Annotated in this window: 19 protein-coding genes; 15 read left to right on the top strand and 4 right to left on the bottom strand. The window is 33.4% G+C overall.

Annotation, left to right across the window (positions count from 1 at the left end; translation table 11 throughout):
* Positions 1–221: 221 nt before the first annotated feature.
* The 4 genes from IR213_RS04585 to IR213_RS04570 all read left to right on the top strand — a co-directional run bounded on the left by IR213_RS04585 (position 222) and on the right by IR213_RS04570 (position 3,542).
* Complete coding sequence (locus tag IR213_RS04585; protein ID WP_194311127.1) at positions 222–740, top strand: GNAT family N-acetyltransferase; 519 nt, start codon at positions 222–224, stop codon at positions 738–740.
* Positions 741–795: 55 nt separating this feature from the next.
* Positions 796–1,992, top strand: a complete 1,197-nt coding sequence (locus IR213_RS04580) for a serine hydrolase domain-containing protein (RefSeq protein ID WP_194311126.1) — start codon at positions 796–798, stop codon at positions 1,990–1,992.
* A gap of 202 nt (positions 1,993–2,194) precedes the next feature.
* The gene (locus tag IR213_RS04575; protein ID WP_194311149.1) at positions 2,195–2,791 is read left to right on the top strand and encodes an HD domain-containing protein; all 597 of its coding nucleotides are present in this window, start codon (positions 2,195–2,197) and stop codon (positions 2,789–2,791) included.
* A gap of 163 nt (positions 2,792–2,954) precedes the next feature.
* A complete protein-coding gene (locus IR213_RS04570) occupies positions 2,955–3,542 on the top strand; it encodes a Crp/Fnr family transcriptional regulator (protein WP_194311125.1) in 588 nt (195 codons plus the stop codon).
* 56 nt (positions 3,543–3,598) lie between these two features.
* On the opposite strand, the gene IR213_RS04565 is transcribed toward IR213_RS04570, so the two are convergent.
* Positions 3,599–4,582, bottom strand: a complete 984-nt coding sequence (locus IR213_RS04565; protein WP_194311124.1) for an NAD(P)-dependent alcohol dehydrogenase — start codon at positions 4,580–4,582, stop codon at positions 3,599–3,601.
* A gap of 127 nt (positions 4,583–4,709) precedes the next feature.
* Between IR213_RS04565 and IR213_RS04560 the strand changes: the two genes are divergently transcribed.
* Positions 4,710–5,378 carry a Crp/Fnr family transcriptional regulator gene (locus tag IR213_RS04560; RefSeq protein ID WP_317173116.1) on the top strand — a complete coding sequence of 223 codons (669 nt, stop codon included), beginning with the start codon at positions 4,710–4,712 and terminating at the stop codon, positions 5,376–5,378.
* Between the two features lie 32 nt (positions 5,379–5,410).
* Here the strand turns inward: IR213_RS04560 and IR213_RS04555 are convergent, their stop codons facing one another.
* The 3 genes from IR213_RS04555 to IR213_RS04545 all read right to left on the bottom strand — a co-directional run bounded on the left by IR213_RS04555 (position 5,411) and on the right by IR213_RS04545 (position 8,354).
* A complete protein-coding gene (locus tag IR213_RS04555) occupies positions 5,411–6,370 on the bottom strand; it encodes an NAD(P)-dependent alcohol dehydrogenase (RefSeq protein ID WP_194311123.1) in 960 nt (319 codons plus the stop codon).
* A 219-nt stretch (positions 6,371–6,589) separates the two neighbouring features.
* A complete protein-coding gene (locus tag IR213_RS04550; protein WP_194311122.1) occupies positions 6,590–7,297 on the bottom strand; it encodes a LytR/AlgR family response regulator transcription factor in 708 nt (235 codons plus the stop codon).
* 1 nt (position 7,298) lies between these two features.
* Entirely contained in the window at positions 7,299–8,354 is a 1,056-nt protein-coding gene (locus tag IR213_RS04545) for a sensor histidine kinase (RefSeq protein WP_194311121.1), read from the bottom strand.
* Between the two features lie 214 nt (positions 8,355–8,568).
* Between IR213_RS04545 and IR213_RS04540 the strand changes: the two genes are divergently transcribed.
* The 10 genes from IR213_RS04540 (at position 8,569) to IR213_RS04495 (ending at position 19,188) form a co-directional block, all read left to right on the top strand.
* The gene (locus IR213_RS04540) at positions 8,569–9,984 is read left to right on the top strand and encodes a C1 family peptidase (RefSeq protein ID WP_194311120.1); all 1,416 of its coding nucleotides are present in this window, start codon (positions 8,569–8,571) and stop codon (positions 9,982–9,984) included.
* Between the two features lie 505 nt (positions 9,985–10,489).
* The gene (locus IR213_RS16240; protein WP_228479091.1) at positions 10,490–10,690 is read left to right on the top strand and encodes an SRPBCC family protein; all 201 of its coding nucleotides are present in this window, start codon (positions 10,490–10,492) and stop codon (positions 10,688–10,690) included.
* Between the two features lie 636 nt (positions 10,691–11,326).
* The gene (locus IR213_RS04530) at positions 11,327–12,391 is read left to right on the top strand and encodes a sensor histidine kinase (protein WP_194311119.1); all 1,065 of its coding nucleotides are present in this window, start codon (positions 11,327–11,329) and stop codon (positions 12,389–12,391) included.
* Positions 12,384–13,079: a LytR/AlgR family response regulator transcription factor gene (locus tag IR213_RS04525; RefSeq protein ID WP_194311118.1), complete on the top strand. Its 696-nt coding sequence runs from the start codon at positions 12,384–12,386 to the stop codon at positions 13,077–13,079. Before IR213_RS04530 ends, IR213_RS04525 begins: the two co-directional genes overlap by 8 nt.
* Positions 13,080–13,213: 134 nt before the next feature.
* The gene (locus IR213_RS04520) at positions 13,214–13,399 is read left to right on the top strand and encodes a hypothetical protein (protein ID WP_194311117.1); all 186 of its coding nucleotides are present in this window, start codon (positions 13,214–13,216) and stop codon (positions 13,397–13,399) included.
* Positions 13,400–13,430: 31 nt separating this feature from the next.
* Positions 13,431–15,812 carry a TonB-dependent receptor gene (locus IR213_RS04515; RefSeq protein WP_194311116.1) on the top strand — a complete coding sequence of 794 codons (2,382 nt, stop codon included), beginning with the start codon at positions 13,431–13,433 and terminating at the stop codon, positions 15,810–15,812.
* Positions 15,813–15,848: 36 nt separating this feature from the next.
* Positions 15,849–16,673: a DUF4249 domain-containing protein gene (locus IR213_RS04510; protein ID WP_194311115.1), complete on the top strand. Its 825-nt coding sequence runs from the start codon at positions 15,849–15,851 to the stop codon at positions 16,671–16,673.
* 211 nt (positions 16,674–16,884) lie between these two features.
* Complete coding sequence (locus IR213_RS04505) at positions 16,885–17,580, top strand: porin family protein (protein WP_194311114.1); 696 nt, start codon at positions 16,885–16,887, stop codon at positions 17,578–17,580.
* Between the two features lie 78 nt (positions 17,581–17,658).
* The gene (locus tag IR213_RS04500) at positions 17,659–18,210 is read left to right on the top strand and encodes a hypothetical protein (RefSeq protein WP_194311113.1); all 552 of its coding nucleotides are present in this window, start codon (positions 17,659–17,661) and stop codon (positions 18,208–18,210) included.
* Between the two features lie 129 nt (positions 18,211–18,339).
* Positions 18,340–19,188: an alpha/beta fold hydrolase gene (locus tag IR213_RS04495; RefSeq protein WP_228479090.1), complete on the top strand. Its 849-nt coding sequence runs from the start codon at positions 18,340–18,342 to the stop codon at positions 19,186–19,188.
* Positions 19,189–19,277 lie beyond the last annotated feature (89 nt).

Raw genomic sequence — 19,277 nt, 5'->3', positions numbered from 1 at the left:
AGATGTATATCCCGAATCTTAACTTAATTACTGATACGACAGAAATCGTGGAATTAATGAAACGGTTCAGTTTTAAGACAATTATAGCTGCCAAGGGTAATCCTACAACTGTTGCCAATATACTATTTCTTGTAACAAATAATGAAGGCACTATTTTATAGGCTTTTAATTTTGCAAAAGCAAACTTACTAAACCTTATAAAAAAGCGAAGGAACTAAAAAATGAAAACATTTGAAACCGAAAGATTAATTCTAAAGCCTACATCTAAAGAAGATGCTGGTTTAATTTTGCAGTTATTTAACACCCCGAAATTTTTAGAATATATTGGAAATCGAGAATTATACACCCTTAAAGATGCAGAAGAGTATATTAAAACCAAAATACTTCCCCAAATAGAAAGGCTTGGTTTTGGTAATTATACGATAATAAGAAAATATGACAGCGAAAAAATAGGCTCTTGTGGCCTATATGACAGAGAAGGTGTGAAAGGAATAGACATTGGATTTGCATTGCTTCCGCTTTTCGAAAAACAAGGCTACGCTTATGAAAGCGTCCTAAAATTAAAAGAAATGGCTTTCAATGATTTCAAATTAAATCAAATCAGTGGAATAACCTCTGAACAAAATAAAGCCTCACAGGATTTGCTAATGAAAATTGGTCTCGAATTTGAAAAAATTATAAAACTTCCACATAAAAAAGAAAAAATAATGTTGTTTAAATTAAACCAAAATAAAGAATAGATTGAAATTAAAAACCGCTTGTATCAATCTAATTCCTAAATTAAAAATCTATAATATGAAAAAAATCATTATTTTCCTACTTTCAATTCTACTTTTTTCCTGTGCAAAGACTATAATTAATCCTAAAGACTATGCCTATAAAGAACCTCAAATACTTAATGATGGCTTAAAAATCAAAAACATTACAACAACTAGTATTAATTCAGACCTCATTCAAAAAATGACTAATGATTTAATCAATGAAGAATTACATAATCTACATAGCGTACTAATTTTCAAAGATAATGCTCTTGTTTATGAAAAGTACTTAAATGGAAAAGATCAAAAACATGGCAAAAACTTGGGGATTATTGAACATGATATAAATTCATTACACGATGTCAGGAGTATTTCTAAAAGCGTAGTTTCAGCTTGTGTTGGTGTAGCAATTAAGAAAGGATTGATACACAGCGTGGATGATCCCATCAGCATGTATTTCTCTGAAATTGGCAGGACTAATTCAAATGACGAGAGATTAAAGATTACTATCAAGGATCTTCTCACGATGTCAAGTGGCTTTTCGTGGAAAGAAATTGGGAATTACAAAAACCTGTTGCTGAATGATGAAACAAGAATGGATATAAGTTATAACCCCATAAAATTCGTACTGAATAAAAAAGTTGTAAATGAGCCAGGAACCATTTGGAATTATTCAGCCGGCAATACGCAATTATTGGCAGAAATAATCAAAAGAAAAAGCGGACAAAATATCGAACAGTTTGCACAAGAAAATATTTTTTCACCTTTACAAATAACAACCAGTGAATGGATTGGATTAACGATTACCAATGAAAAAGCGGCTGCCTCAGGACTAAGACTTACTTCTAGAAGCTTGCTTAAACTTGGAATTATGTATAAAGATTTTGGCAGGTTCAATGCTAAACAAATTATTGACAGTATCTGGACAGAAACCAGTACTTTTCCCCATATAAAGAGACCACCATTAAACCAGTTGAATATCCAGGACGGCAGTTATGGCTTTAATTTTTGGTTGTATGATTTTAAAATTAACGATAAAAATGTAAAAATTATGGAAGCCAAAGGCAATGGAGGTCAATCCATTTTCATATGCAAAGAACTGGATTTAGTAGTCGTTATTACGGCCGGGAATTACAGCAAGGTAAAATATAATGACTTACCTTATAAAATAGTATCTTCTTACATTTTACCCTCTTTGTTTACGCCCGGCCGACTTACAAAACAGAAAAACTGACGAAAATACTGTTTTCAAATCAGCACTTCATCCTAGATTAAAAACGTCAATGCGAACGATAGATCTTTTCTTGTTCGTTGACGATCATGACGATCATCATTTAGCCAGAATAACAGAATTATTAAACTTTCAATAGAATAATGAAAAAATGAAAAATCTAACAAATACGAGTAGAATAGAAAAAAAAACAGAATCAGTAAATATGCAATTTGAAAGTTTATTAAAACAAGTAGATTTCATAAAAGAAATTGATAAAGTAAAATACATTCAACGTAAAACCAAACTATTTAATAGTGAAAGGAATGAAAATGATGCAGAGCATAGTTGGCATTTAGCAATTATGGCTTTTGTACTTGCAGAACATTCAAATGAAAAAATTGATTTGCTAAAAGTAATTAAAATGCTACTAATCCACGATATAGTTGAAATTGATGCTGGAGATACGTTTATCTATGATACATTAAAAAATCATAAAAACACAGAAGAAGAGTCAAAAGCATCGAAAAGAATTTTTGGAATTTTACCAAAAAATCAAGCCGAGGAACTCATTCAAATTTGGGAAGAATTTGAAAAAGGGGAAACAATTGATGCGAAATTTGCAAAAAGTATGGATAGGTTTGAACCACTTTTACAGAATACTTCAAATAACGGTGGGACTTGGAAAGAATTTAATATTGATTATGAAAAAGTTTACAAAAAGAAGAAAGAAATTGATAAAGGCTCTAATTTAATTTGGGATTATGCTGAAAATTTATTAAATGAAAGTGTTGAAAAAGGAATTCTGACGAAAAGGAATTAAACACACATTTGCGTTCTGCAGTTTATGATCATATGCTTTTCAAAAACCTGTCTACCGTGTTAAATAGAATATTTGCTTTAATATTGTTTTTTTTATTAAATTAGCAGTCTAATTTTGGAAAAAGCCCCAAACGCTTTGCGGCAATTCAAATGAGGATACACCAATGGAAAACAAATATTTAAACAAATATTTAAACTATTTTTCTAGAATTTCAACTCTTTCGGAAGAAGAGATAAAAGTTCTAACGGATAGATTTGTCTATACTTCATTCAAAAAAGGGACAGTTTTATTAAAAGAAGGACAACAATCTGTTGACACCTACTTTATTCTGGAAGGTTGCATAAGGGAGTATATTTCAACTGACGGCGACGAGAAAACGACCAACTTTTTCACAGAAGAGCAATGGGTGATTTCACTTAGTAACTTTAGCCCACAAAACCCTACATTACTCAACCTTGTATGTGTTGAGGATACTACAGTTCTTATTGGAAATGAGCAATTGGCCCAAGAAATATTTTTATTGTGTCCAAGATTTGAGACCATATCGCGAGCCATAGTGGAAGCTGATTTTGCCGAGCAAAAGAAGGCTTTGACTTCATTTCTTACCGATACTGCTGAACAACGTTACCTTAAGTTGTTAAAATTAAGACCTGACTTATTTCAGCGAATACCCCAATTTCAACTGGCCAGCTACCTCGGTATCATGCCCGAATCGTTGAGCAGAATAAGAAAACGAATTACACTAAAATAATTACACTTTTATTGATGTATTCAAGGTGTATATAGCCACTGGAGAATATTTTTACCTCAAGAAGATAAATCACTGATTGTTATCACCACATTCCCTTTTTTATGCCCTTTCTCCACATATTCGTGAGCTTTGGCAATCTCGGACAATGAATAAGTTGTATCAATAACCGTTTTAATTTTTCCTGTTTCCATTAATTCTCTAAGTTCTTCAAAATAATTTAAACGTGCCTGAACAGAAAGCATACCAGTTGCTGAAGATTTTGCCTTCTTGCTTCCAAAAAGTGAAGTACAAATAATTTGCAGAAAAAGAGTAAAACTTATAACAGTTGAAAGATAAATACCCTTTTCAGTTAAAGAATTTTTGCATTGTAAATAAGACCTTTTCCCTACCGTATCAAAAATTATATCATATTGCTCGCCGTTTTGGGTAAAGTCTTCTTTAGTATAATCAATTACTTTGTCAGCCCCCAGAGAAATTACCAATCCCAAATTATTTGTACTGCAAACGCCGGTAACAACTGCGCCAAAATGCTTTGCAATTTGAATCGCATAGGTTCCTAAACCTCCAGAAGCTCCATTAATCAACACCTTTTGATTTTTTTGAATATTGCCTAATCCCTTCAAAAAGTTCATTACTGTGATGGCACTCCCATTTACTGGAGCTGCTTCTTCGTAACTAATATTATCAGGCATGGTAATTAAAACATCATTCTCGCTTACACAAACATACTCAGCATAACATCCAAGCCCAATAGTTCCGCCGAAAACTTCATCATCTACTTTAAACAAAGTAACTGCATTTCCAACTGCTGTGACTTTTCCAGCAAACTCAAAGCCTGGTATTGTTCTTTTAGGTCCATTTAAACCAGTATAAAATCTACCTACAAATGGTTTTCCTGTCCTCATCATAATATCTGCAGCCGTTACACTAGTAGCATAAACCCTGATTAAAACTTCATTTGACTTTGGACAAGGCATTGCCGTCTCAATAAGATGAAGAACTTCTGGTGCACCGTATCTTAAATATTCAATGGCTCTCATTTTTCGCTTATGTTTATTAATTATTTAAAAGACAAAAGTATTTACCTCATTTTACAATCTCATTGACTGAAGTTAAGAAATGAAATGTTGCTTCCTAAAGATGTGTTTAGCGGTTAATCAAGCTTTTGTGATACTTTATATCTTTTATGCTAAATTAGCAGACGGAATTGCACAAAGCCCCAAAAAGTCATATATCAAATCAAATGACAACCCAACAATGGAAAACAAACTCCTAAAATACTTTTCGGAAATTATGCCTATTTCAAAGGAAGAAGCAGATGCTATTGCAGCAACAATGCTCATTAAGCATTATAAAAAAGGCACTATTTTACTTAAAGAAGGACAAATTTCATCTGAAGCTTATTTTGTTTTAGAGGGTTGTGTTCGACAATATTATTTAGTGGATGGAGAAGAAAAAACTGGTAATTTTTTTACCGAAGAACAATGGGTGATTTCTTTAAACAGTTTTGGCAATAGCCTTCCCTCAAATCATTATATGGCTTGTGCTACAGACTGTTTTCTTGTAGTTGGCAATAGAGAAAAAGAAGAAGATTTGTATCAACGGTTTCCAAAACTAGAAACTGTTTCCAGAAAAGTAATGGAAAAAGTATTTGCAGAACAGCAGGAACTAATGGCTTCCTACACCACTGACACTCCCGAACAACGCTATTTGAAACTTTTAAATTCGAGACCCAATTTATTTCAAATAATTCCACAGTATCAAATAGCGAGTTACATCGGGGTAAAACCCGAATCACTAAGTCGCATCAAGAAAAGGATTCTGGAAAAATCCTAATCTATTATTTGGCTAAATTTACTGATTTACAATTATATAGTAATGACTACGCTTCCTTTTTTATGTCCTTTTTCAACATAAGTGTGTGCTTCAGCCATTTGCTCTAAGGAATACGTTCTATCAATAACGGATTTCAACTCCCCAGACTCTATAAGCACTTTTAGAAAATTAATATCATCAGCTGTGTGGCTGGCAACACCCGTAACCACTTTTATTCTTCTGCTACTTGTCATTGATACGAAGAGACCATGAAACATTTCTGAAATGCCCGCTGCACTTAAAATCAATTTTCCATTGACATTGAGTGACTTTACACTTTCTGAAATTACAATCTTATTGACTGTGTCAAAAATCACATCATATGTTTTACCATTTTTAGTAAAATCTTCTTTAGTATAATCCATTACCTTGTCTGCCCCTATAGATTTTACTAAGTCGATATTTGAAGTGCTACAAACTCCTGTTACAATCGCACCAAAATGCTTTGCCAGTTGGACAGCAGCAGTACCGACAGCTCCGGAAGCTCCATTTATAAGAACCCTTTGACCTCTAGTAATATTTGCCTTCTTAATGAAGTGCAAAGCTGTGATTCCTCCAAAAGGAATAACAGCTGCTTCATTATGTATAATAGTTACAGGTTTTAATGCAATAGACCCATTTTCTGGAAGACATTTATATTCTGCATAAGTACCAAAACTCATATCAGTGTGACCAAAAACTTCATCGCCCACTTTAAAAAGGGTAACTGCGCTTCCAATTTGTTCGATTTTACCTGAAAAAACACCACCAAGAATATTGGTTTTAGGTTTAAAAAGCCCAAAAAATAATCGAACTGCAAAAGGGTCGGCTTTTCGCAGTCGCACATCACCTGAGTTAACTGCTGTGGCTATAATTCTTATTAGAATTTCATTGGATTTTGGTATTGGCATTTCTATCTCCTTCAATTTGAGAACATCAGGAAGGCCGTATTTTAAATATTCAATTGCTTTCATTTTTGCTTGTGTTTAAATATTTCACAGAACAAAAGTAGCTTCCTTATTTTTCGTTTGCATTGACTTTTGTCAAGAAATGAAACCATCAGCCTTTGGAAAATCTTATCCATTACCAAAGATGAACTTATGCGGCGATTGGGCAAATTAGTTATGGCATATAGGATAGGTTTCTCCCCTCCCTTCGACAAAAACGCAGGGCAGGCTCTGTCTATTGAATCCTTACTTTTTTTTAATGATGCTCGAAAAATGTTCGCGATAAGTTATCCCTATCGGTATGCGTGTTTTATTGATCACGACCATGGTCTTTTCAATAATTTCAATATTTTTCAATGATATAATATAAGATTTATGAATACGCTTAAAGGTAGTGGAGGGTAGTATATTCAATATTTCGCTCATAGGCATCAAGGTCATGATTTTCCCTTTTTGGGTGTAAAACAACATATAATTCCCGGCTGCTTCAATGTAAAAAATGTCATCTGTCGCAATTTTGAATGTTTTGGAACCGCTTTTAATAAGCACGGATTGACTGTTGTGCTCGTTACTTGAAGACATTGATGTCTCTTCCTTTTTTAAGGAAGAAAGGTCAAAAACCTTATTCACTCCCTTAAGAAAGCGGACGTATTTCACAGGTTTCAACAGATAGTCCACAGCGTTAAATTCATAACTTTCCGCTCCGTACTCGGAATAGGCTGTGGTGAATATTATTTTTGGCAGTACGGGCAAGGACTTCAGTAATTCGATACCTGATAATTCAGGCATATTAATGTCGATAAACACTAAGTCTACGGGTGTTTGCAACAGGAAACTCATTGCAGTAAACGGGTTGGTAAATCCGGCAACAAATTCCAAAAAAGGTGTTTTTTGAATGTATCCTGAGATCAGTTCAAGAGCCAAAGGTTCGTCATCAATAGCGATACATTTCATGTTAATTTGGTTTTAGCTGTATTTCTAATCTTACCTGAAAAAAGTGTTCCCCATTACTAATTTCTAAACGATGCCGATTGGGATACAGCAGAAGCAGCCGTTCTCTGACATTTTTCATCCCAATTCCGGAATGCTCTTTGTCGGTTCCCACAGGGCCATTGTTCTTTACATTTTTCGTTTCAAGAATCAATGTGTCAGAATTTAAAAAAATTGATATCGACATTTCTGCTTTCTTAGTGAGCATTATGCCATGTTTAAATACATTTTCGATGAATGGAATCAGAATCATCGGAGCTATTCTTAAATTTTGATAATTTCCTCTCACTTCATATTTTAGCTGCGAGGCAATTTCCGGCGATAAACGCTGCAATTGAAGGTTAATATAATTGTCGATATAATTAATCTCCTTTTCAAGCATCGCTTTATCTTCATTGCTTTCATACAAAACATAACGCATCAGCCCGGATAATTTTTCGATGATATCGGCAGTCCCTTCATCATTACTTTTGATAGCACTGGCAAAAGCCATATTTAAGGTATTGAAAAGAAAATGGGGATTGATTTGTGCTTTGAGATATTTCAATTCAGCACTCAATTTGTCGCTGGCCAACTGTTGTTGCAATTTATTGCTTTTTATCCAGTTTTTGGTCAACCCATACCCTAAAGACAAAGATAAAATAAGTGTTTTAGTTTGAAAGTTAAGGATTAGTTCGGCAAAAAAAGGTTCTTTTTCACTTGAAAAAAGCGATATCGCATAAAAATGATCAAAAGCACTATTGATCAGTACAATACCGATATACAGGGCAATCAGCAGCGAGATATACAGGCGGTATCGTTGTTTCGAAAAAAAACGAGGAATTAGGTATAATGCATTAAAGTAAAACAACACTATGCTTAATATAGTGCTCCAAACCATAGGAGGGTAAATGGTTTCGTCCTGGTTGCGAAAAGGCCCAAGAGTTCTGACTTCCATCCATACAAACACAAAGAGAGAGCCCCAAATAAGAAAATGTATAATGGGTTCAATACCATATTTTAATCTGAATTCTTTGAACATTATTATAAATTTAAGTTGTAAAGATACTTACTAATGATTCAAAACAGGCACATAAAATTCATAGTTATTTGAATTGCAGCAATTTCTATTCGTATTGCATTCGTCCATTAAATGGAGGCAGTCCAATTGTTTTATAGCACATTCAAATAATAGATTTTTATATAAAAACATATAGAGGGTAATTTGTCAAAAAATAGCACTAAACCTCTTTATCATGAAAACAAAAAATTCTATTTCAATCATCCTATTATTTATCGGAATGGTAATCAATGCGCAGAGTGCAAAGACAATGGAAGGTTCCTGGATGGGTAAGATTAATACCAAGGACTTTTCTTTGCAAGTACTTTTGAGATTCGAATTCAAAAAAAATACAGTCAAAGGTTTCTTGGATTTACCTGAAAAAAGAATCAAAGATATTGCGCTGGATAAAGTTTGGAGTGTCAAGGATAGTGTATTTGCCGATGCAAAAAATGCATTCGGATGGGGACCGGAAGCTCCCTTGCTTTTTAAAGGACGAATAATGCCCGGAGATTCTATTTTAGAGGGGGTTTGGGGAAATCAGTTCCCTATAAAATTGAGTAAAACAAATTATGTGTTTACCCTTAAAACAAATACAAACCCACAAAGGACGGGTTATAAAATTATAAAGTTAATTGAAAGTACTCCTTTTAAGGATCAGCAGGCTACCGGCGATTGTTGGAGTTTTGCCTCCACTTCCTTTATTGAAACCGAAGCCATCAGACTTGGTAAAAAGCCTGTTGTGCTTTCGCCAATGTTTTTTGTCCGACCTACCTATATCAATAAAGCCGAGAATTATATCAGAAGAAATGGAAGCAGTTTTTTTAGTGAAGGAGATTTAACTTTTAGCGTAATGAAAGCCTATAAAGAATTGGGAGCCATTCCTGAAAGTGTGTATTCCGGAAAATTGGATTCTGTTGTAAAACACGACCATTCTGATATGAATGCTGCCCTGCTGGAGAAAGTTAAATTTTATAAAAATTCCCATGGTAATTTAACACCCGAAATTTACAGAAGAGACATGGATGAAATCCTGACCCAAACTTTAGGCAAGGTTCCAGATATTTTTGTTTACGATGGAAAGCAATATACCACTTCATCTTTTGCAAAGGAAAGGATTGGAATCAATCCCGATGACTACGTGGAAATCACCTCCTACACCCATCATCCTTTTTATTCAAAATTTAATTTAGAGATTGAGGCCAACTGGAACAACAATCAGTATTTGAATTTGCCAATTGATGATTTCATTTCTGTAATTGACCATGCATTATTGAATAATTATTCGGTTTGTTGGGACGGGGATATCTACGAAGGATTCAACGATGGTTTTGCAGTTTTGGGCGATATTAAAATCATCACACAACAGATTAGGCAGTCGGCTTTTGACAATCGTACCACCGAAGATGTGCATAATATGCATATTATAGGTATTGGAGAGAACGAAAAAGGCAATACATTCTATATTATTAAAAACTCATCTGATGGTAAGGATTGCGGGGGTTATCTTTATATGTCGAAGGAATATTTGCTTTTAAAAACAATTTCGGTGATGGTGCATAAAAATGCCATTCCGAATGCAATCGTGAAGAAAACAGGAAAGAATCTTTGATGCTTGTATTGAAGGTTTCCAAACAAAGCAATAACACCAGGACTATTCTTTATGACCTCTCAACTGGCAGAATTTCAATTGACAACCGAGTATACCTACATCCATTATTAGGCGAAATGACAATTATCGACTGGCTTAATTTCACAATTCATCATACACAACGACATATAGAACAAATCAAAGACATTATTAACAACTAACCAGAATGACCGAACAAATAACATAGGTTTTAAGGTTAGAGATGAAAATAAAAATGACATGCTAAAAAATCTACTATTTCTTTTTCTTCCGGTTTTGACAATTGGACAAAATAAAATAAATTATCAAGTATCTTATTCCAACAAACTTGAAAATGAAGGTTTGAGAATTCAGGTTTTTTATACTTCCAAAAAAGCACCTGACTCCAATTATTTTCGTTATTCAAACTAAGTCTGGGGACAAAAAAACATTACCAATTGCCTGAAATTTATTAAATCCGAAAATCCTAAATACACTTTTAAAATTATTGCAGATAGTAGTAGAATTGTTGTGTATCATCCGAAAGCAAAAAACATCAGTTTTTCCTATCACAGCGAAAATTGAACCCCTAGAAGCGAAAGGAATGACTTTTAAACCCAAAGTGTTGGCTTTTGAAACCAATAAAGAATTTCGTTGGCTGGGGCATTTATTGTTTCCGGGGTTATTTGACGGAGAACATAAATTTTAACTTGTCGACAACGGAAATGGAACAACCACTTTTAGACAAAGTAAAAAATTCAAAGGTATTCTTGTGCCTTTATTCAAAAAAATGTTGGACAACAACACCAAAAAAGGATTTGAAGAAATGAAAACGAAATTAAAAGAAATGGTGGAACAAAAATAACTACTGCCATTATTATGGATGATCCGACATATTTTGGATTGACCGCGGGAATTACATCAATCTTCCAGAAGTTGGTCTTGCGTTTACTAAACCAGAAACGACCAAAAAATGGACTATTACAGGTTTCACATTTGACTTAATTTTACTTTTGTATCGGAAAATGAAAGACGGAACTGTATTGTAGGGAATAAGAATACATACTATTTTTAGTTTAACATTGACCTCATCTTTATTCTAAAAAAAGTGACTTTTAAATTCATAGCCATGCTTTTTACCAAGTCCTATTCAACTTTTTTTGCAAACCCCAGATTGTATACTGTTGTGAATTAAGGCAACAACTCCATTTAACATTATTTCATTATGCCTTACGAATGAGACTTTGCTGATCTTGCAGACAAATATTGCCATTTTGAATACTATCTTTTCCAAACAATAAAAAATCATCGAATATTGTACTTTTAAATCCCTAAATTTGATCTTATGAAAAAATCAATCGTTATTTTGTTGCATATTGGTTTTTGGTTGTGCTATTTCCTGTTAATATCAATCATGTTAGCAGTTTTCTATAGAAGCAGTAGTCATGCCGTAGACCAGACAGCAAGAGTCTTGAATGCTTTTCAATCCCTTTTCCTGTTTGCTTTTCTACCTTCGTTCCTTACTTTTTATGCCTGTTATTTTATAGTATTCACTAAATACCTGCAACAAAAAAAGTTTATACTTTCCATCGTTTCCGGCATTTTTTTTTCAGTAATCGCTTCAATACTAGCGTATATCCTGATGCGGTATTTCATAGAATCCGGTCTACTAATCGATATGGATAAAGGTGGTATAAAAGGAAGATCCACTGCAATAAGAACTATATTGTTTATGAGTTTTATCGCTTCAATAGCTGGCTTGGCAGCATTAATACTAAAAGGCTTTATTACATGGGTTCAAGAAATAAAATTAAAAGAAGAGCTGCAACAAAAAAATCATGAAATAGAAATGGCATTGATAAAATCTCAGTTAGACCCTCATTTTTTATTTAACACACTGAATAACATCGACGTATTGATATTAAAAGATGCCACTGAAGCTTCAAATTATTTAAACAAACTATCTGATATTTTGCGTTTTATGTTGTACGAAACCAAAACGGATAAAATTATACTTATAAAGGAGATTGAATACATGGAGAAGTACATAGAATTGCAAAAAATAAGAACTGCGAATGCAAATTATGTAACTTTTGAGGTAATAGGCAATCCCATCAATAGAGCGATAGCTCCAATGGTTTTTATTCCATTTATTGAAAACGCCTTCAAACATAGTACCAACAAGAAAATTGACAATGCCATAAGTGTTCAAATCTATATTAATGAGGAAAACATTATGTTTGTATGTGAAAACAAATTCGATTCCAGTCGGAAATTTAAACAAGAAAGCAATGGCTTGGGCAATGATCTGATTCAAAAACGCCTGAATCTGATTTATCCAGGGCAACATTTATTAGAATTAGACAAACAAATCGACGTTTATAGTGTAAAATTGGCAATTTATGGATAGCTATTCCTGTATCATTATAGAAGACGAACCCTTGGCTCTAGAAAGAACCAAGGCTTTTGTTGATAAAATACCCTTCTTAAATTTATGTGGTACGTTTGACAATGCACTTAACGGTCTTGCCTATTTAAAAACAAATAAAGTCCATTTGCTTTTTTTAGACATTAATATGGATGAATTATCCGGTATTGAATTGCTTGAAAGTTCTAAAATTGACAGTCAGGTAATTATAACAACTGCCTATCAAGAGTACGCCATAAAAGGGTATGAACTCAATGTAACCGATTATTTATTAAAACCATTTACATTTGATCGATTTTTGAAAGCTGTAAATAAAGCTCAGGAAAACATAATCCAACCCATAGTTCCCACTACACAAGATTTTATTTTTGTAAAAACTGAAAATCGTTTAGAGAAAATAAATTTAAGCGATATTTTATTTATTGAAGGTATGCGGGATTACCGTAGAATTCATACGACACATAAAAGAATCATGACACTACAAAATTTTAGTGAACTGGAACAAATGATCCCCTTCCATCTGGTTTGCAGAGTTCACAAATCCTATATGGTTGGGATTAGCAAGATAGAATCGATTGAACGGATGAGAATAAAAATTGCTAATCAGATTATTCCAATTTCCGAAACCTATAAAGAGCTGTTTTTTAAGCTAATAAACAACAGAATATAACTTTTAAGTAAATGTCTTGCAGGCTTAAAATAATGGTTTGCAGACATATTAACCTACTTCGCATAATAAAATTGTAGCCATCGCTATATTCTTGGACTTTTGTATAAAATAACAACAATTTATACAGAAAAATTATGGATAAGCTCATTTACACCTATTTACTACTTACTGTTTTACCAAGTTTGGATTGTTTTCAAAACTTTACAAAATGTAATCTTCCTTTGGCATATTCTGACGTGTCATTGTCTCGAAATGCCTATGAATCAACTATAATTTTGCATTCAACAAAAAAGACAATGAATCATAATCGCAACAAATAAACAAAACTGAATTTACAAAAAAACCAAAATTATGAACACAAAAATTATTTATCATCTAACAATACTGCTGCTTCTTTTTATTAGCAGTATGTATTCCCAAGAGAAATATACCCTGAGCGGTACTGTAACCGATGCCAAAAGCAACGAAACCTTAATTGGTGTCAATGTCTATTTTCCTGAATTGAAAACAGGAACAACGACCAACGAATATGGTTTTTATTCCATAACGATTCCCAAAGGCATCCATCAAACCCAAGTGAGTTATGTTAGTTTCAAAACGTTAACAGAAAACGTAACGCTGTCTAAAAATACAAAAAAAAATTTCAAACTTTCATCTATTGAAGAGCAGTTGCAAGAAGTCGTGATTACGGAAAGTCGAAAAACCAATATCAGAAGACCCGAAATGAGCGTCAACAAACTTTCAATAGCTACAATCAAAAAAATGCCGGTAGTACTAGGTGAAGTTGATGTTTTAAAATCTATATTATTGCTTCCTGGTGTAACTAATGCCGGTGAAGGTGCTTCTGGTTTCAATGTTCGAGGCGGTGGTGCTGACCAAAATTTAATTCTTCTGGACGAAGCCACTATTTTTAGTTCCTCGCACGTTTTTGGTTTTTTCTCAGTTTTTAACCCTGATGCCATCAAGGATTTAAAGTTATACAAAGGAGGAATTCCTGCAAGATACGGCGGAAGAGCATCATCGGTTTTGGATATTTACCAAAAAGACGGAAGTAGTACCGGTTTTCATATGAATGGCGGTATTGGATTAATTTCAAGTCGATTATTGGCTGAAGGGCCAATTGTGAAAGACAAAGGTTCTTTTCTTATTGGTGGTCGCACTTCTTATGCCCATTTATTTTTAAAATTGTCCGATAAGCAGAAAGACAATGCAGCTTATTTTTATGATTTGAACACAAAATTATCGTATAAACTCAACCCAAACAATAATTTATACTTATCAGGATATTTTGGCCGCGATGTCATTAGTCTAGACAAAAGTTTTACCAATACTTATGGTAATGCCATTATTAACTTACGCTGGAATCATTTGTATAGTGATAAATTATTTTCTAATCTATCACTAATATATAGCGATTATTACTTCGGGTTAGGTTTAGATTTAGCTGATTTCAAATGGGATTCCGGAATTAAAAATTACAATATAAAATATGATTTCAAGAATTATATCTCTAATAAATTCAAATTGAATTTTGGTATCAATAGCATTTATTATAATTTTAATCCCGGAACAATAGCACCAACAAGTACAAATTCTGGTATAAATTTTAAACAATTAGATAAAAAACAGGCGCTTGAACCGGCACTATATGTCGATGCTGTTCAAGAAATTTCGAAGAAAATATCTCTTTCCTATGGTTTACGATACAGCCTGTTTTATAGACTTGGGAAGTCGAATGTAAATAGTTATGCCAATAATGAACCGGTGACTTTTAATCAAGAATTACAGATTTATGAAAAAGCAACTCCAACAGGAACCCGTTTTTATGACACAAACAAAGTAATCAAAAGCTATAATTATTTAGAGCCTCGATTTGCCGCCGCTTACGAATTGGATAAAAATCAATCCATAAAAGCAAGTTATAATCGAATGGTTCAGTATTTACAATTAATTTCAAATACCTCATCCCCTACACCATTAGATGTCTGGATGCCAAGTGACAAATTCATCAAGCCACAAATTGCAGATCAGGTGGCTTTGGGTTATTTCAAGAATTTCAACGATGATAATTATTCCCTTGAAGTAGAAACCTTCTATAAAAAAATCCAAAACAGAATTGACTACATAGATGGCGCTGATTTGATTGCAAACGATGCTATTGAACAAGTCATCCTAAACGGTCATATGCGCTCTTATGGTCTAGAACTGATGTTGCGTAAAAACGAAGGTAAATTTACTGGTTGGATTTCTTATACCTTATCAAAATCGGAGCAACAGACTCCAGGAAGAAATAGTTCCGAAATTGGTATTAATAATGGAAATTGGTATAGTTCTGCTTACGATAAGTTACACAACCTAGCCGTTACCAGTTCTTATAATTTAAATAGAAAATGGAGTTTTGGCGCAAATTTTATTCTCCAATCCGGTCAACCCGTAACCTATCCAAACGGTCAATATACCTATCAGGATATTGTGGTGCCCAGTTATGGTTTGAGAAACGAAAACCGCTTGCCTGTTTACAATCATTTGGACATTTCAGCAACCTTGACTCCCCACAAAAATGACAATAGAAGTTGGAAATCAGAATGGGTATTCAGTATCTATAATTTGTACAACCGCAAGAATGCCGCTTCTATCAATTTCAAGCAAAATTCCGATACGGGAAACAACGAAGCCTTGCGAACATCCATATTTGGTATAGTTCCCGCGGTTAGTTATAACTTCAAATTTTAATCATTATATAAGATAAATCATAAAAACATAGAACAAATGAGAAATAAAATAAATCTAATACTCATACTACTTACAGCCGTCTTTTTTAACAATTGTACGGATGTAGTTGACATTCCATTGAATACAGACAACCCCAGACTAGTCATTGATGCTTCTATAAACTGGCAAAAAGGTACACCGGGCAATAACCAAGTCGTAAAACTGACCACAACCACTGATTTTTATACCAATACAATTCCAGTAGTTTCAGGTGCCACGGTTTTTATAAAAAACAGTTCCAATGGTATTTTTAACTTTATTGAAACCCCCAATACAGGCGTTTATTTATGCGGTAATTTTGTTCCGGCACTAAACGAAACCTATACTTTGACTGTTATCAGTAAAGGCCAAACCTATACTGCTACAGAAACCCTGAAATCAGTTGCAGCAATTATTTCAGTAACGCAGCAAATCCAGACTGGTTTAGGCACTGATTTCCTTCAAATAAAGACTTTTTACAATGATCCCGCCAACGCCGAGAATTATTATCTCTATAAATACAAATTCACCAAAAACCTAAAACCGGAATACTCCGTAGATGACGATCTTTTCTTTCAGGGAAATACCTTCTTCAGTATGGTGCTTGAAGAGCATACTAAACCTGGCGAAACAGTAGAAATTACCCACTACGGCATCTCAAAATCCTATTATAATTATATGACCATACTATTAAGCGTGGCAGGAAGTTCAGGTGGCGGCCCGTTTCAATCCCCACCGGCAACTGTGAAAGGAAACATAAAAAACCAAACCAATTTTGACAACTATCCACTTGGCTATTTCAGATTAAGCGAAGCCGATGTAACGAATTATACAATTCAATAGTTGTAGCAGGAATCATACTGAAGTTATTGTATATCAGAACGGATGAATTAAAACATTATAACCGATATCAACAATTAGCATTGATTAAAACTAATCAGATAAAATAAACAAATAGAAGCAATCGGTGGTCGCAATGGAACGATTCCCACTGATTTCAATATTTTTTAGCCTTATTTCCGGCAAAAATATAAAACTTACTAATAAAAAAATCATGAATAAAATAGTACAAACAGGACTCATACTGAGTATGATTTTCCTAAGCACAAATACATTTTGTCAAACCATAGCGTTAGGTTCAAACAAAATAAAGGAGGATAAAAAAACAGCCAAAACTTATTTAGACCTGATGATTAATTTGGAAAATACAAACCTCAACTATGGCAATTTAAATAATGCACTAGCAGATTATAAAAAACCGGTTAAGGGCATACAAGCCGGACTCTCTTTCCAAGCCGGTATTACATCCTGGTTTTCATTGGTTCCTGAGTTATATTTTATGAGGAAGGGAGGTTCGTTAACAGCAAATAATCCTTTATCTACCAGAGAATCAACTCTTCATATAAATACATTAGAAATACCAGTACTGGCTCGTTTTCATTTAGGTAAATTCTATTTGAATGCAGGACCATCTATTGCTTATGCTCTTAGTGGAAACAAGAAAATTGACAATCAGACTACTAAACTCTCCTTCCAAAATTCAAGTGATGGTTTTAAAAGGTTCGATGCTGGAATTCAATTCGGAGGAGGCATTGAGTTTCCGTTGAAACAAAGTAGGATTGCGCTGGACATAAGATACAATTATGGACTAACCAATATAACTTACAACGAGGAAATATATAACAGGGCTTTGATGGTTAGTGTGCATTTTTCTAAAGCATGGAAAACAAACCCATTGGCGAGAAAATAAAGACATATAGCCGTTTACCTATTGTCGTCTATCATCTCACAAACAGTAATTTATAATTAAAAAAAATACTTAAAAACTATGATAAATTTTAAAATAACAATTAAATACGCATTAATTACATTAATAGCAGTTCTTTTTACATTTTTTTTTCACGAATTTACTCATTGGATTACAGGTGAATTATTAGGATATAAAATGACTATGCGATTAAATTATGTTTCATTAACGGGCGAAGGTGTATATAAAGAATTTTGGGAAGAAAATTTAATCAGTGCTTCTGGCCCAATTTTCACTATAATTCAAGGAATTGTTTTCTATTTAATAATGAAAAAATATAAAAATATAAATTTTTATCCTTTTTTATTCCTTCCTTTTTTTATGAGATTACTAGCATTTATAATGAGTTTTAAATTACCAAATGATGAAGCAAGAATAAGCCAAAATCTGGGAATAGGAACTTATACTTTATTTATTATTGTTTGCTTATTTCTTGGTGTACTAGTATACAAAACATCTAAAAAATATTTAATAGGCATCAAGTTTCAAATGATTAATATGGTTTTAACTACCGTTTTCATAACTTTAATTGTAATGGGAGATAATTTTTTAAAAATAAACATAATAAATTAATCCTTAAAAAAGGGGCGAATTTTAAAGGGTTATAAAAATTAAAAGAATACACAAATTGTGTTCTTTTGATGATATCCGAAAGTTGTATTCATTTATGCAGAAATTCATCAACTTTAACGAAAGAAAAACTTGAAAAGAGAAAATAAAGAAAACTATAGGCAACATTTAATCGACAAAATTGAAGGATTAGTTGAACAAAGAGAAGTAACTATTGGAACAATTAAAACGACCTATTTGTTATGTGGCAATGGTGAACCTGTAATTTTCCTGCACGGAGCTGGTGCAGGCGCTGTTACTTGGTATCCATCAATTAATACAATATCTAAAAATTTCCAAGTAGTAGCACCAGATATAATTGGATATGGAGAATCTGATAAACCTGATGCACCTTATAATAGACCCTATTTTTCAAAGTGGCTTAAAGATTTCCTAAAAGAATTGAAAATATCAAAGGCTCATATTGTCGGTTTGTCTCAAGGTGGTGCTATTGCGCTGCAGTTTGCTATAGACAATGCTGAAATGGTTGATAAACTTGTTTTAGTAGACTCTGCAGGTTTAGGTGCAAAAGTTTCTTTTTGGCCTTTAATTGGAACTATATGGATGAATTGTTTTCCATCATCAATGGCAAATCGTTTTAATTCACCTTATCTACTCCATAAACCCATAAACAGAGACCCGAACCATAGTAGCTACTCAATAGCCGTTCTCAAATATAAAGGAGGAAAAAAAGCATTTAAGCAAGGACGTGGAACCGCTGTATCTAAAATACCAGAAGAATTATTACAGCAAATAGAAAATGAAACACTTATCATTTGGGGGAAAGATGACAAATTATTTTCTGTTGAATATGGTGAAGCAGCAACAAAAATTATCCCAAATGCAAAGCTTCGGGTAATTCAAGATGCTGGACATTTACCGTTAATGGATCAACCAGAAATTTTCAATAAAATTCTGGATGACTTTTTAATAAGCACATAAAAACGGCATACAACCGCCGTCGGCAATAGGGCGGGATTAGGCTTAATTTGGAGTTGGCGTTGTACTCGAAAATTAGTCATTAACCAAAA

This window comes from Flavobacterium soyangense (assembly GCF_015277675.1).
Lineage (GTDB): Bacteria > Bacteroidota > Bacteroidia > Flavobacteriales > Flavobacteriaceae > Flavobacterium > Flavobacterium soyangense.
Note: the sequence above shows the minus strand (reverse complement) of the source record. Positions and strands in the feature narration are given on the sequence as shown.